Source organism: Gordonia desulfuricans NBRC 100010 (genome assembly GCF_001485495.1).
Lineage (GTDB): Bacteria > Actinomycetota > Actinomycetes > Mycobacteriales > Mycobacteriaceae > Gordonia > Gordonia desulfuricans.
Genome location: NZ_BCNF01000099.1, coordinates 19,843 through 33,787 on the forward strand (window position 1 = coordinate 19,843; position 13,945 = coordinate 33,787).

The 13,945-nt window shown below is 68.6% G+C and carries 11 protein-coding genes; 9 read left to right on the forward strand and 2 right to left on the reverse strand.

The window, feature by feature from the left end; translation table 11 throughout:
* Positions 1–11 precede the first annotated feature (11 nt).
* The gene (gene acnA, locus GD1_RS16120) at positions 12–2,816 is read right to left on the reverse strand and encodes an aconitate hydratase AcnA (protein ID WP_157079518.1); all 2,805 of its coding nucleotides are present in this window, start codon (positions 2,814–2,816) and stop codon (positions 12–14) included.
* 418 nt (positions 2,817–3,234) lie between these two features.
* Here acnA and GD1_RS16125 point away from each other — a divergent pair, with 418 nt between their 5' ends.
* The 8 genes from GD1_RS16125 to GD1_RS16160 all read left to right on the forward strand — a co-directional run bounded on the left by GD1_RS16125 (position 3,235) and on the right by GD1_RS16160 (position 11,992).
* Positions 3,235–3,879: an Rv1476 family membrane protein gene (locus GD1_RS16125; RefSeq protein ID WP_157079515.1), complete on the forward strand. Its 645-nt coding sequence runs from the start codon at positions 3,235–3,237 to the stop codon at positions 3,877–3,879.
* A gap of 400 nt (positions 3,880–4,279) precedes the next feature.
* The gene (locus GD1_RS16130; RefSeq protein WP_157079516.1) at positions 4,280–5,761 is read left to right on the forward strand and encodes an NlpC/P60 family protein; all 1,482 of its coding nucleotides are present in this window, start codon (positions 4,280–4,282) and stop codon (positions 5,759–5,761) included.
* Between the two features lie 309 nt (positions 5,762–6,070).
* Positions 6,071–7,282, forward strand: a complete 1,212-nt coding sequence (locus GD1_RS16135) for an AAA family ATPase (RefSeq protein ID WP_059038230.1) — start codon at positions 6,071–6,073, stop codon at positions 7,280–7,282.
* Positions 7,272–8,210 carry a DUF58 domain-containing protein gene (locus tag GD1_RS16140; protein WP_059038232.1) on the forward strand — a complete coding sequence of 313 codons (939 nt, stop codon included), beginning with the start codon at positions 7,272–7,274 and terminating at the stop codon, positions 8,208–8,210. Before GD1_RS16135 ends, GD1_RS16140 begins: the two co-directional genes overlap by 11 nt.
* 6 nt (positions 8,211–8,216) lie before the next feature.
* Complete coding sequence (locus GD1_RS16145) at positions 8,217–9,194, forward strand: VWA domain-containing protein (RefSeq protein WP_059038234.1); 978 nt, start codon at positions 8,217–8,219, stop codon at positions 9,192–9,194.
* A 63-nt stretch (positions 9,195–9,257) separates the two neighbouring features.
* A complete protein-coding gene (gene fabG1, locus GD1_RS16150) occupies positions 9,258–9,995 on the forward strand; it encodes a 3-oxoacyl-ACP reductase FabG1 (protein WP_053777192.1) in 738 nt (245 codons plus the stop codon).
* 67 nt (positions 9,996–10,062) lie between these two features.
* On the forward strand, positions 10,063–10,899 hold the full coding sequence (gene inhA, locus GD1_RS16155; RefSeq protein WP_059038236.1) for an NADH-dependent enoyl-ACP reductase InhA: 837 nt from the start codon (positions 10,063–10,065) through the stop codon (positions 10,897–10,899).
* 1 nt (position 10,900) lies between these two features.
* Positions 10,901–11,992, forward strand: coding sequence for a ferrochelatase (locus GD1_RS16160; protein WP_020790188.1), 1,092 nt, complete (start codon positions 10,901–10,903; stop codon positions 11,990–11,992).
* Positions 11,993–12,007: 15 nt separating this feature from the next.
* Here the strand turns inward: GD1_RS16160 and GD1_RS16165 are convergent, their stop codons facing one another.
* Positions 12,008–12,814, reverse strand: a complete 807-nt coding sequence (locus GD1_RS16165; protein WP_059038238.1) for an Rv1486c family protein — start codon at positions 12,812–12,814, stop codon at positions 12,008–12,010.
* 111 nt (positions 12,815–12,925) lie between these two features.
* Here GD1_RS16165 and GD1_RS16170 point away from each other — a divergent pair, with 111 nt between their 5' ends.
* Positions 12,926–13,753 carry a DUF3097 domain-containing protein gene (locus GD1_RS16170; protein WP_053777191.1) on the forward strand — a complete coding sequence of 276 codons (828 nt, stop codon included), beginning with the start codon at positions 12,926–12,928 and terminating at the stop codon, positions 13,751–13,753.
* Positions 13,754–13,945 lie beyond the last annotated feature (192 nt).

Here is a 13,945-nt window from a genome sequence, read left to right on the forward strand (position 1 = left end):
ATGCTCCTCGGTCAGCTCTTGATCATGTTGCGCAGCACGTACTGCAGGATGCCTCCGTTACGGTAGTAATCCGCCTCTCCGGGGGTGTCGATGCGCACCTTGGCGTCGAACTCGACGGTCGAACCGTCCTGCTTGGTGGCGGTGACCTTGACGGTCTCCGGGGTCCGGCCCTCGTTGAGCGCGGTGATGCCCTCGAAGTCGAAGGTCTCGGTGCCGTCGAGTCCCAGCGACTTGGCCGACTCGCCCTCCGGGAACTGCAGCGGGATGACGCCCATACCGATCAGATTCGAGCGGTGGATGCGCTCGAACGACTCGGTGATGACCGCGCGGACGCCCAGCAGGCTGGTGCCCTTGGCGGCCCAGTCACGCGAGCTGCCCGAACCGTATTCCTTGCCACCCAGGACGACCAGCGGGATACCGGCCTTCTGGTAGTTCTGCGATGCGTCGTAGATGAACGCCTGCGGTGCACCCTCCTGGGTGAAGTCGCGGGTGTAGCCGCCGCTCACACCGTCGAGCAGCTGGTTCTGCAGACGGATGTTGGCGAAGGTGCCGCGGATCATCACCTCGTGGTTGCCACGACGCGAACCCAGCGAGTTGTAGTCCTTGCGGGCCACACCATGGGAATCCAGGTACTGCGCGGCCGGGGTCCCGGGCTTGATCGGGCCGGCCGGGCTGATGTGGTCGGTGGTGACCGAGTCGCCGAGCAGTGCGAGCACGCGGGCGCCCTTGATCTCGGTGACCGGGGACGGCTCGAGTGCCATGCCGTCGAAGTACGGCGCCTTGCGGACGTAGGTCGAGTTCTCGTCCCACGCGAAGGTGTCGCCCTCGGGGGTGGCCAGGTTCTGCCAGCGGCTGTCACCGGCGAAGATGGTGGCATAGGACTTACGGAACATGTCCTGGCTGATCGCCGACTTGATGGTGTCGTCGATCTCCTGTGCCGACGGCCAGATGTCCTTGAGGTAGACGTCGTTGCCGTCGGTGTCCTGGCCCAGCGCGTCGGCTTCGAAGTCGAAGTCCATGGTGCCGGCCAGGGCGTAGGCGATGACCAGCGGCGGCGACGCCAGGTAGTTCATCTTCACGTCGGGGGAGATGCGTCCCTCGAAGTTGCGGTTACCCGACAGCACCGCGGTGGCGGTCAGGTCGTTGTCGTTGATCGCCTTCGAGATCTGCTCGGGCAGCGGGCCGGTGTTACCGATGCAGGTGGTGCAGCCGTAGCCACCGAGGAAGAAGCCGAGCTTCTCCAGGTACGGCCACAGGCCGGCCTTCTCGTAGTAGTCGGTGACGACCTGCGAACCCGGCGCCATGTTGGTCTTGACCCACGGCTTGGTGGACAGGCCCTTCTCGACCGCGTTGCGGGCGAGCAGGGCGGCACCGAGCATGACCGACGGGTTGGAGGTGTTGGTACACGAGGTGATACCCGCGACCACGACGGCGCCGTGGTCGAGGATGAACTCGCCGCGCTCCTCGTCGACGACCTTGATCGGCTTGGTCGGGCGACCCTCGGAACCGTTGGCGGCCGACTGCACGACCACCGCGTCCTCTTCGGCGAAGGTCAGCTCGGCCGGATCGGAGGCCGGGAAGCTCTCCTCGACGGCCTCGTCGAGATTGGTGTGCTGCGGGGTGTTGCCCTCTTCCACGTAGTTGTGGATGTCCTTGCGGAAGGCGATCTTCGACTCCGACAGCAGGATGCGGTCCTGCGGACGCTTCGGGCCGGCGATCGACGGCAGGACCGAGCTGAGGTCGAGTTCGATGTACTCGGAGTACACCGGCTCACGCTCGGGGTCGTGCCACATGCCCTGTTCCTTGGCATAGGCCTCGACGAGTGCGAGCTGCTCGTCGCTACGACCGGTGAGACGCAGGTAGTTGATGGTCTCGCCGTCGATCGGGAAGATCGCCGCGGTCGAACCGAACTCGGGGCTCATGTTGCCCAGGGTGGCGCGGTTGGCGAGGGGGACCTCGGCGACACCGGCGCCGTAGAACTCGACGAACTTGCCGACCACACCGTGCTTGCGCAGCATGTCGGTGGCGGTGAGCACCACGTCGGTGGCGGTGACGCCGGGCTGGATCTCGCCGGTCAGCTTGAAGCCGACGACGCGGGGGATCAGCATCGAGACGGGCTGGCCCAGCATGGCCGCCTCGGCCTCGATACCGCCGACGCCCCAGCCGAGGACGCCGAGGCCGTTGACCATGGTGGTGTGCGAGTCGGTGCCGACGCAGGTGTCGGGGTAGGCCTGGCCGTTACGGGTCATCACGGTCGGCGCCAGGTACTCGATGTTGACCTGGTGGACGATGCCCATGCCCGGGGGGACGACCTTAAAGTCGTCGAAGGCACCCTGGCCCCACCGCAGGAACTGGTAGCGCTCGCCGTTGCGCTCGTACTCGAGGTCGACGTTGCGCTCGAGGGCGTCGGCGCGGCCGAAGACGTCGAGGATCACCGAGTGGTCGATCACCATGTCGGCCGGGGACAGGGGGTTGACCTTGCTGGGGTTGCCGCCGAGTGCGGTCACGGCCTCACGCATGGTGGCCAGGTCGACGACACAGGGCACGCCGGTGAAGTCCTGCATGATCACGCGGGCCGGGGTGAACTGGATCTCGGTGTCGGGCTGGGCGTTGGGGTCCCAGTTCGCGAGTGCGTTGACGTGATCGGTGGTGATGTTCGCGCCGTCTTCGGTGCGCAGCAGGTTCTCTGCGAGCACCTTCAGTGAGTAGGGCAGGCGCTCGGTGCCGGGTACGGCGTTGAGCCGGAAGATCTCGTAGGACTTGTCGCCCACCTCAAGGGTGCCTCGGGCGCCAAAGGAATTGATACTCACTTCTATCCACTCTCCTCTGGCCGGCGGGCTGCGCCGGCGATGCTGTTCGGTCCCGGGCGACGGAACCGGGACGGCTGTGGCCGTCACCGACGAACGCGGCCGGGTAGCCCGGTTCGTCGACTCTGACCATCACCCGACGGGCTGCGTCGGGGTCGTGCTGTACTCGGTGTCTCATCCAGCGACCACGGCGCTACCCGTGGCGACGTCCTCATTCTAACAGTACGCACGTACTGCTAACAAGGCGGACACGCCGATGAAACGCGCCGGGGGTGGCCCCGGATGCTCACGACGATCCCATTTTGTCGTACCGTGCTGAGCGAGGTTCGACTACGGGTCACCTCACCCGGACATTTAATGATCGTGAAACGTCTTCGCCACCCCGACCCGGCGAAACGGCGCACCCGACGAGTGAGGAACCATCGCCGTGAGTCCTGAGCCCCTCGCCGAAGGACCGCTCTCTGGCCGAGCACCGTCCGACGGACCGCTGGTGCTCGCCGCGCCGGTGCCCGGCTCCACCTGGGAGCCGCCGGGCGATGTCGACCTCGCCGCGATCGCCGCGACGTTGAAGACCGATCACGTGTGGGGTCCGGCCGATCAGGTGCCGGGTCTGGAGAAGATCGTCTCCGACGCCCGGGCGCAGGGCCACGACATCAACATCGTCGTGCTCACCGAGAAGATGCCCCGCTTCACGCTCTATCGCGACATCGCCACCGAGCTCCAGCACGAGGTGGGGGGCACCGTCCTGGTCCTCGGTCCGAATGCGGTCGGCAGCTCGTCGTCGGAGTTCAGCCGTGTGCAGCTGGAGGAGTCCACCGACAACCTCAGCCTGAGCAACCCCACCCAGGCCGCACGCGACATGGTCGACTACATCACCGATCCGGGGGTGAACTACACGCTCGTCACGATCGTGCTGATCGTGGTCGTCGTCATCGGGGCCGTCCTCGGCCGGCTGCGCACAGTGCGTCGGCGCCGGGATGCGGGGGAGCCGGGGGGCCAGACGGCTCCGGTGTCCGTCGGCCCCGCGGGCACCGACGGTGAGACGTCCGACGGGCCGGCCGGGCCGCGCTGACCGATCCCTCCCGCATCCAACCGGTACTCCGCCGGGGTTCACCGTGTGCTTTGCGCAGGATTCGACCGTGCGCTTCGCGCGGGGTGTTCCGCAGGAGCTCGGCGTGGACCGTCCGTGATCTCGCCGACGACGTCGGATGTTGCGAATTCTTTATCTGAACCGATTCGAGGTTCTTTCGGCAGTTCACGCCGATTTGTGCAGGTAATCACGCCGCTGTAATTCACCACAGTGGTTTTCCCCTGTGGCAAATGTGACGTACGGTTCCAATGTCACTTGTGGTTCGGATGTAGTCCACCGCGTCACATGTGATGTGTGTTGCGCATGGGGGTGCAGCGCTGATCGGGCCGGATGGCGAGGGAGTTCACTAGTGAGGCGACGAACCACTTCAGTGGTCCGCTCGATGCACGCTCGCGTCGTCGTGGCACTCATCGCCGCGGCCACCGCCGCGGTCGGCACCGTCGGACCCGCGTCGGCCGCCCCGTCGAGCGCACCCACATCCCCGGTGTCGTCGTTGATCAATCAGATCGCCCAGGTCAATCAGAACCTCAGCGACCTCGACCAGGCCGTCGCGCTCCGCCAGGAAGAGGTCAATCGTTCGGTCGTCGACTACCAGAACGCCCTGGCCGCCCAGCGCCTGGCACGCGTGGCCGCCGACAACGCCCAGAGCTCGCTGACCAAGGCCACCCAGGCCACCGCAGCCGCCCAGAAACGGTTCGACGACTACGTGCGATCGATCTACCTGCGGGGCGGCAACCAGGGCACCATGGCCGAGTACCTCTCCTCGGACGACCCGGATGCCGTACTCGGCCGGGTCAGCGTGATCGATCAGGTCGGCCGCGAACAGCAGCAGACCATCCGACGCCTGCAGGTCGCCCGCAACCAGCAGGCCAACGACGTCGCCGCGCTCGAGGCCACACGGCGTCAGACCTCCTTCGCCACCGAGAGCGCCGAACAGCGTCGCGACGCGGCGGTGGCCTCGGTGTCGCAGGCCCGTGAGGCGATCGCCGATCAGCAGAAGAAGCGCGTCGCGCTGATCACGCAGCGCGACGAGACCCAGAAGCGACTCGACGCACTGCGCGGGACCGTCCGGCCGACCCCGGCGGCCGACCCCGCGCCGACAGACCTTCTGACCGGCCTGTTCCGAGCCCTGCCCGGACAGCCCGACCCCGGTCCCGTCGCCCCGGCCCCCAACCAGGCGGCCGGCGACAACGACAGCATGCAGGTCGCCGCCGAGGCCGCCGCCCGACTGGCCCTCGACGTCACCCAGAAGGTGCTGTCGGCGCTGGTCGGACAGGCGCAGGTGCCGCACTCGGAGCTCCTCGACGAACTCGGCGTGGGCGGCGCGGGCCTGGGCAGCGACGGCGGGGACACCCTGAGTTCGCGCCTCGGCACCGGCAGCCTCGGCTCGATCTTCGGCAGCTCGGGTGGCGGCGGCGGCGCGGTCCGCCCCGGACTCCGTGGTCCGCAGGCCGTCGAGATCGTGGTCAACCGAGCGCTCTCGCAGCTCAACGTCCAGTACGCGTGGGGCGGCGGCGACGCCAACGGACCCACCCAGGGCATCCGCGACGGTGGTGTCGCCGACAGCTATGGCGACTACAACAAGGTCGGCTTCGACTGCTCCGGGCTGATGATCTACGCCTTCGCCGGTGTCGGCATCGAGCTACCGCACTACACCGGCTACCAGTACACCTCCGGCCCGCAGTTCCCGCTGTCGCAGATGCAACGCGGCGACATGATCTTCTACGGCCCCAACGCGAGTACCCACGTGGCCCTCTATCTCGGCGACGGCAAGATGGTGGAGGCACCGCAGTCCGGCGACGTCGTCAAGGTCTCGCCACTGCGTACCGACGGCGCCATGCCCAACGTCGTCCGCCTGCTCTGACGGCCGGCGCGCGCACGCGGACTTGTTTCACGGCCGCTCCCATCGCACGGCCCGTCCGGCCCGAACGGCCGGGTGACGTGCGCTGGGATGAGCCGTGGTCGAGGTGTACCCACCGATGGCCCGGCACCCGCCGGCGGCCGTCATCCGGCACGCCGACGCGCCCACGGGCTTCGTGGCGAGTTCTCAGGCCGCGCGGCTAGGCTGGCACACGATGCCCACGGCACCGGTGACGGTGGCCCGCGGCAGTCCAGGTGACGGTGACGTGCGATGCACGGCGTCCGTCGCGCCACGGAAGGACAGGAGCAAGGGTTGACCTCACATCCCAGTGCCGAGTCGCAGGCCACTGCCGTCACGGGCAAGGGTGCCGCGGGCGAGGGGGGCCTCGCACTGAGCGAATCCGACGTGAAGCTGCTCGAGCGGGCCATCTACGAGGTCAAGCGCGTCATCGTCGGCCAGGATGAGCTCGTCGAACGGATCCTGGTGGGTCTGCTCGCCAAGGGACACATCCTGCTCGAGGGTGTGCCGGGTGTCGCCAAGACCCTGGCCGTGGAGACCTTCGCGACGGTCGTCGGCGGCAGTTTCTCGCGCGTGCAGTTCACCCCCGACCTGGTGCCCACCGACCTCATCGGTACCCGCATCTACCGGCAGGGCCGGGAGGAGTTCGACACCGAGCTCGGTCCGGTGGTGGCCAACTTCCTGCTCGCCGATGAGATCAACCGCGCGCCCGCCAAGGTGCAGTCGGCGCTGCTGGAGGTGATGGCCGAACGGCATGTGTCGATCGGCGGCACCACCTACCCGATGCCCGAGCCGTTCCTGGTGATGGCCACCCAGAACCCGATCGAGAACGAGGGCGTGTACCCGCTGCCCGAGGCGCAGCGCGACCGCTTCCTGTTCAAGGTGCTCGTCGACTACCCGTCGGTGGAAGAGGAGCGCGAGATCGTCTACCGGATGGGCAACGTGCCGCCGAAGGCCTCGCAGGTCCTCGATCCGGCCGCGATGATCCGGTTGCAGCAGACCGCCGCGAACGTCTTCGTCCACCATGCGCTGGTCGACTACGTGGTCCGCGTGATCAACGCGACCCGCCGGCCCGCCGAACTCGGCCTCACCGACGTCGACACCTGGCTGTCGTACGGCGCCTCACCGCGTGCGACGCTGGGTATCGTGGCCGCCGCCCGTGCCCTGGCGCTGGTGCGGGGCCGCGACTACGTGATCCCGCAGGACGTGGTCGAGGTGATCCCGGACGTGCTGCGTCACCGTCTGGTGCTCAGCTACGACGCGCTCGCCGACGAGGTGTCCGCCGACGCCGTGATCACCCGCATCCTGCAGACCGTCGGACTGCCCCAGGTGGGTGCGCAGTCGGTGCCGGCCCCGGCCGGACCGGTCGCCGGATACCCCCAGAACCCGCCTGTACACAACCCGCCTGTGCAGAACCCGGCTGCCCCCGCGGCGCCGAACGGCTATCCCGGAGCGGTGAATCCGACGGCCCCGGCGGACCGGACGTCCGTGCAGTATGGCGGCTAACCGCGATCTGCCGTCGTTCGGCGCAGGTCTGCTCGAGGAGCCGCAGCTGACCGCTGCGCTGCGGATGCTCGAGCTCACCGTCCGACGCAAGCTCGACGGCGTCCTGCAGGGTGAGCACCTCGGTCTGATCCCGGGTCCGGGATCGGAGCCGGGGGAGGCGCGCGCCTACCAGCCCGGCGACGACATCCGGCGCATGGAATGGTCGGTCACCGCACGCACCACCCAACCGCACGTCCGGCAGATGATCGCCGACCGCGAGCTCGAGACGTGGATCGTCGTCGACGCCTCGGCCAGCCTCGACTTCGGGACCGTCAACTGCACCAAACGCGATCTCGCGGTGGCCGCCTCGGCCGCGCTGGTGCACCTGACCGCCGGTGGCGGCAACCGCCACGGCGCGATCGTCGTGACCGGTGACCAGGTGGTGCGCATCCCGGCACGTGCCGGTCGTGTGCACGACCAGCACCTGCTCAAGGCGATCGCCACGACGCGTCGGGCGGCGCCCGGTGTGCGGGGCGATCTCAAGGCGGGGATCGAGGCCCTGCGCCGGCCCGAGCGGCGCCGCGGCCTGGCGGTGGTGGTCAGCGACTTCCTCGGCCCGATCGACTGGGAACGGTCGCTGCGTGCGATCGGCGCCCACCACGAACTGCTCGCCGTCGAGGTCCTCGACCAGCGTGACCTCGAACTGCCACCGGTCGGTCAGGTGCGTCTGGCCGACCCGGAATCCGGTGAGGTCCGCGAGGTCACCGTCACCGAGACCTTGCGCCGCGACTTCGCCGCCGCCGCCCGCGAACACCAGCAGAAGGTACGTCGCGTCGTGCGCAGCTGTGGCGGTCCGGTGCTGTCCCTGCGTACCGATCGGGAGTGGCTCACCGACATGGTGCGATTCGTCGGCGAACGCCGTCGCGGACTCGCCGCAGGGGTGGGGTAGCCGACGATGTTCTCCAACCCCTGGTGGCTGCTGCTCGCCCTGCCGGTGCTCGCGGTGGTCGCCGTCTACGTCTACATCCTGCGGAAACGACGCCGGCGTGCCCTGCAGTTCGCCAACCTCGAGGTCCTCGACAGGGTCACCCCGCCGGAGAACCGCTGGGTCCGCCGCCTGCGACATGTGCCGCTGGCCGTGCTGCTCGTGGCGCTGCTGCTGATGGTGGTGGCCGCGGCCGGTCCGCAGGCCGAACGCAAGGTTCCCCGCAACAAGGCCACCGTCATCCTGGTGATGGACGTCTCGCGGTCGATGGAGGCCACCGACGTTGCGCCGTCGCGGATCAAGGCCGCCCAGGCGGCCGCCAAGAAGTTCGCCGACGAACTCACCGAGGGCATCAACCTCGGTCTCATCTCGTTCGCCGGGACCGCGTCGAGCCTGGTCACGCCGACCCCCGACCACGCCGCCACCAAGGCGGCGGTGGACAAGCTGCAACTCGCCGACAAGACCGCGACCGGAGAGGGCATCTTCGCCGCGATCCAGCAGATCCAGACGCTGAACTCGGTCCTGGGTGGGCAGGCCGGGGCGCCGCCGGCACGCATCGTGTTGCTCTCGGACGGCAAGCAGACCGTCCCCGACGACGAGAACGACCCGCGAGGGGCGTTCACCGCGGCCCGCAAGGCGAAGGAGGAGAACATCCCGGTCTCGACCATCTCCTTCGGCACCAAGACCGGCACCGTCGACCTCGACGGCGACCGAGTCCCGGTCCCGGTGGACGACGAGTCGCTGCGGGAGATCGCCAACCTGTCCGGCGGTACCTTCTTCACCGCGTCCAGCCTGGACGAACTGAACAAGGTGTACGAGACGCTGCAGCAGGAGATCGGCTACGAGATGCGCAAGGGCGACAACTCCCGCCCGTGGATCATCGCCGGCACGATCCTGGCGATCATCGCGGTGGTCGGGTCCCTGCTCGTCAACCAGCGGGTGCCGTGATCGCCTCGGGCCATGTCCGACCTGGGCGCCGGGCACACAGGTCGGACCGATAGGTTGGTGGCCATGTCTGAGAGCAACGAAACCTCCACCGGGCAGCCGTCCCGGTCGGTGCTGGTGACCGGTGGCAACCGTGGGATCGGGCTGGCGGTGGCCCGCCGCCTGTCCGCCGACGGTCACAAGGTGGCCGTGACCCACCGCGGATCGGGTGCCCCCGAGGGCCTCTTCGGCGTGCAGTGCGATGTCACCGACACCGCCTCCGTCGAGCGTGCCTTCGACGAGGTCGCCGAGCACCAGGGACCGGTCGAGGTACTCGTCGCCAACGCCGGTATCACCGACAACATGCTGCTGATGCGCCTCACCGAGGAGCAGTTCAGCAGCGTCCTGGATGCCAACCTGACCGGCGCCTTCCGTTGTGCCAAGCGCGCCACCAAGGGCATGCAGCGGGCCAAGTGGGGTCGCATGATCTTCCTCGGCTCGGTGGTCGCCACCTCGGGCGTTCCCGGCCAGGTCAACTACGCCGCCTCCAAGGCCGGCCTGATCGGTATGGCCCGCTCGATCGCGCGTGAGCTGGGCTCCCGCAACATCACCGCCAACGTCGTCGCCCCCGGTTTCATCGACACCGACATGACCGCCGAGATGGAGGACAAGTACATCGAGATGGCCAAGCAGGCCATCCCGCTGGGCCGCGTCGGAGCGCCCGAGGACGTCGCCGCGGCGATCTCCTTCCTGGCCTCCGACCAGGGCTCCTACATCACCGGCGCGGTGATCCCGGTGGACGGCGGCATGGGCATGGGTCACTGACCGGCCCGCTCCACCCACACCATCCCATTCGACTTCTCGAACACCCCGACATCCCGAGGAGAACACGTTGAGCGGAATCCTGGACGGGAAGACCGTCCTCGTCACCGGCATCATCACCGATGCCTCGATCGCCTTCCACACCGCACGGGTGGCCCAGGAACAGGGCGCCAAGGTGATCATCACCGGCATCCCGGATCGGCTGCGGCTGATCGACCGGATCGCCAAGCGACTGCCACAGGAGGTGCCGTCGGCGATCCCGCTCGATGTCACCGACGAGGAGTACCTCGGTGCCCTCGCCGACAAGGTGCGTGAGCTCGCACCGGAGGGTGTCGACGGCGTGGTGCACTCCATCGCCTTCGCCCCCAAGACCCTGATGGGTCCCGACGCCGTGCCCTTCCTCGAGGGTCCCGGCCCCGACGTCGCCAAGTCGTTCGAGATCTCGGCCTGGAGCTATGCCTCGCTGGCCCGGGCCGTGCTGCCGGTGATGAACGAAGCCGGATCGATCGTCGGCATGGACTTCGATCCCCGCACCGCGCTGCCCGACTACAACTGGATGGGCGTGGCCAAGGCCGCCCTCGAGTCGGTCAACCGCTACGTCGCCCGCGAGGTCGGCAACGCCAAGCGGATCCGCTCCAACCTGGTCGCCGCGGGCCCGATCAAGACCCTGGCCGCCAAGGCCATCTCGGGTACCGCCACCGACGACGCCCGCAAGCTCAACATGCTCAACGAGTACTGGGACGGCGCGTCACCGATCGGCTGGGACGTCAACGACCCGGGTGTGGTGGGTACCAGCGTGTGCGCGCTGCTCTCGGACTTTCTGCCGGCCACCACCGGTTCCATCGTGTACGTCGACGGCGGGGCCAGCCACAACACCTGGTTCCCGGAGAACTTCCTGGGTGCCTGACATGCCGGTACGAGCTGACGGGTCGGCGGGCGAGTTCGACGCGATCCTCTTCCTCTCCTTCGGTGGCCCCGAGGGTCCCGACGACGTGATGCCGTTCCTGGAGAACGTCACCCGGGGCCGCGGGGTACCCCGGGAACGTCTGGAAGAGGTGGCCCACCACTACATGCACTTCGGTGGGGTCTCGCCGATCAATCAGCTCAACCGCGACATGATCGCGTCGCTGCGGGCCGAGCTCGACGCCCGCGGCACCGATCTGCCGATCTACTTCGGCAACCGCAACTGGTATCCGCTGGTGGCAGACACACTCGTGCAGATGTACGACGACGGGCACCGGCGGATCCTGGCATTCGCGACGTCGGCCTGGGGCGGCTACTCGGGTTGCCGTCAGTATCACGAGGACATCGAACGTTCCCTCGTCGCGTTGCACGAGGCGCGTCCGCAGTCGGTGTCCGCAGACCCGGTGCTGGTGCGCAAACTCCCGCAGTTCTGGGATCGGTCGGCCACCCTGACCGCCGGACGTGACGCCGTCCTGCGTGCCGCATCCCGGTTGCCTGCGGCCGACGTCCCCCCGCGTCTGGTGTGCACCGCCCACTCGATCCCGATCGTCGCCGATGCGGCCTCGGGGCCCGAAGCCGATGGCGGACAACTGTATTCGCGGCAGGTCGCACAGGCGGCCCAGCGGGTGGCCGAAATGGCCGGATTCGCCGGGCATGATCAGGTGTGGCAGTCGCGGTCAGGGCCGCCCCAGGTGCCGTGGCTCGAGCCCGACATCTGTGACCACCTCGAAGCGATCGCCGCACAAGGTGTCTCGCAGGTGATCGTGTTCCCGGTGGGGTTCGTCTCCGATCATGTCGAGGTGGTGTGGGACCTCGACAACGAGGCCGCACAGCTCGCCGACGAACTCGGTCTGGACTATGTCCGTGCCGAGACCGTGGGTACCGACCCTCGGTTCATCGCGATGGTCGCCGATCTCGTCGATGAATATCGGCGTGGCACAGGCGATCTCGATGTACTCGGGGTGGGCGACAGCGGCACCCCCTGTGGTGATGGCTGCTGCGGCCGGTCGGTCCGGCGCCCGGCCACCCGACCCTGACGAACGGGTCCCGGATCACCAGCCGCCGGGCAGGAATTCGCCGATCACGCGGTTGACGGCGGCAGCCCGTGCGGCGTGGGCGAGCCGAACCAGTCGACGCAGTCCGTGATCGCCGGTCTCCCATTGACCGGCGGTCGCGCCGAATCCCGCGCCACCCAGGGTGGCCACCGACACGATCGCCTCGACCTGTGCGGCGGTGCCGAGCAGGCGCGTCGCACGGGCGTCGTCGTGTGGCGGGAGGTCGACGAGGTGACGCTGGGTCTGGGTGCTGATGGTGCCGCGCAGATCCGCCCGGTGCGCCCCGGCCCGTCCGCCGAGCGTCGCCATCAGTTGTGCTGTCTCCGAGACGGCCTCACGCAGTTCGTACTCGATCTCGCCGGCCGAGGCGGTACCGGTGACCGGTACCGGCACGCCGTATCGGTACACCGACCAGCGGCAGGATCCGTCGTGTTCGGTGGGGATCAACGCCAGGGGGGTCGGCGCGCCGTCGTCGACGAGCAGCGTCTCACCGGCGGTCAGGGCCGCGGCCGTCGCCGGGTCCGGTGGGAGGCCTTGCGGGGCACCGGCATCGGGCAGGCGGACCGACAGGTTCCGGGCGCGGCGCAGCACGGCGAGCAGGCCGAGTGTGCCGTCGGTCGGGACGGCATCGATCCCGGTGGTCGGCAGCGCGGCATGATCGTCGATGAGGTGGAGTCCGGCAAAGCCGGCCAGGGTGTCGGCGACGTCGTCGGGGGAGCAGCGTCCGGCCACCCACGCAGCGGCCCAGGCGCCCAACCCGCAGGTCGGCCAGGCCTGGGTGACGGTGTGATCGGTACTGGTCATAGGTCAACCAGAATACTGGTGCGACCGTCATCCCTCGCATCGTGCGGGTGGGCTGTGGATCGGCGTGGCATCGCCACCGTGGGACGGCTGTTAACTACCGTGACTGCTGTGATGGATGATCGATACGGCCGGGATGTGCTGGCCTCGCCGCGCCGGACCAAACCGCGAGCCCCCGAGGTCGCGGCAGAACGCGATCTCGTGGTCGAGGACGCGGCCAGCGGGTTCTGCGGTGCGGTGGTCGGTCTGGAGAAGAGCTATGCCGGGGACCTCGTCCGGCTCGAGGATCGGCACGGCCGTACCCGGGTCTTCCTGATGCATCCGGCGGCCTTCCTGATCGACGGCAAGCCCGTCACGCTGGTGCGACCGCGTGGTCGGGGACCGGTCGCCGCGGCCCGCACCGCATCCGGGTCCCGGATGGCCCCGGTGCGGCGTGCTCGCACCGCCCGTGCCAGCCGTCTGTTCGTCGAGGGCGTCCACGACGCGACGCTCGTCGAGCGGGTGTGGGGGGCCGACCTGCGGGCCGAGGGTGTGGTGGTGGTCAGCCTCGACGGGCTCGACAACCTCGACGCCGCGCTCGCGGAGTTCCAGCCCGCACCGCACCGGCGCGCAGGCGTGCTGGTCGACCACCTCCTGGCCGGCACCAAGGAGGCCCGGCTGACCGAGGAGGTCGGCGAGAACGTCCTGGTGTGCGGGCATCCCTATGTCGACGTCTGGCAGGCGGTCAAACCGGCATCGGTGCGCATCTCGGCATGGCCGACGGTGCCGATGGGCGAGGACTGGAAGACCGGTGTGTGTTCTCGACTGCGTTGGGGTACACCGCAAGACGGGTGGCGACGGGTCCTGGCAGGGGTCGGCGACTTCCGTGATCTCGAGGTGGATCTACTGCGCTCGGTGGAAGAACTCATCGACTTCGTGACCGCCGCGGAGGGCGATCACTGACGGGGTACGCACCGACGAGGCGTGGTCGTTGCGGTGACTGAGCCGACGAGAAGCGCACCGTCGGGCGTGACCCCACGCTGATCGGGCCGACGACGAGCACAGCGGCGGGCGTGGTCCCCACGCTGATTGAGCCGACGACGAGCACAGCGGCGGGCGTGGTCCCCACGCTGATTGAGCCGACGAGGAGCGTAG

What these genes read in the sequence shown, in the direction of transcription:
- GD1_RS16140 (WP_059038232.1), top strand. Translation starts at nt 7,272, where the DNA reads ATGGCGGCTAACCGCGATCTGCCGTCGTTCGGCGCAGGTCTGCTCGAG.
- fabG1 (WP_053777192.1), top strand. Translation starts at nt 9,258, where the DNA reads ATGTCTGAGAGCAACGAAACCTCCACCGGGCAGCCGTCCCGGTCGGTG.
- GD1_RS16165 (WP_059038238.1), bottom strand. Translation starts at nt 12,814, where the DNA reads ATGACCAGTACCGATCACACCGTCACCCAGGCCTGGCCGACCTGCGGG.
- GD1_RS16130 (WP_157079516.1), top strand. Translation starts at nt 4,280, where the DNA reads ATGCACGCTCGCGTCGTCGTGGCACTCATCGCCGCGGCCACCGCCGCG.
- GD1_RS16145 (WP_059038234.1), top strand. Translation starts at nt 8,217, where the DNA reads ATGTTCTCCAACCCCTGGTGGCTGCTGCTCGCCCTGCCGGTGCTCGCG.
- GD1_RS16160 (WP_020790188.1), top strand. Translation starts at nt 10,901, where the DNA reads ATGCCGGTACGAGCTGACGGGTCGGCGGGCGAGTTCGACGCGATCCTC.
- GD1_RS16170 (WP_053777191.1), top strand. Translation starts at nt 12,926, where the DNA reads ATGGATGATCGATACGGCCGGGATGTGCTGGCCTCGCCGCGCCGGACC.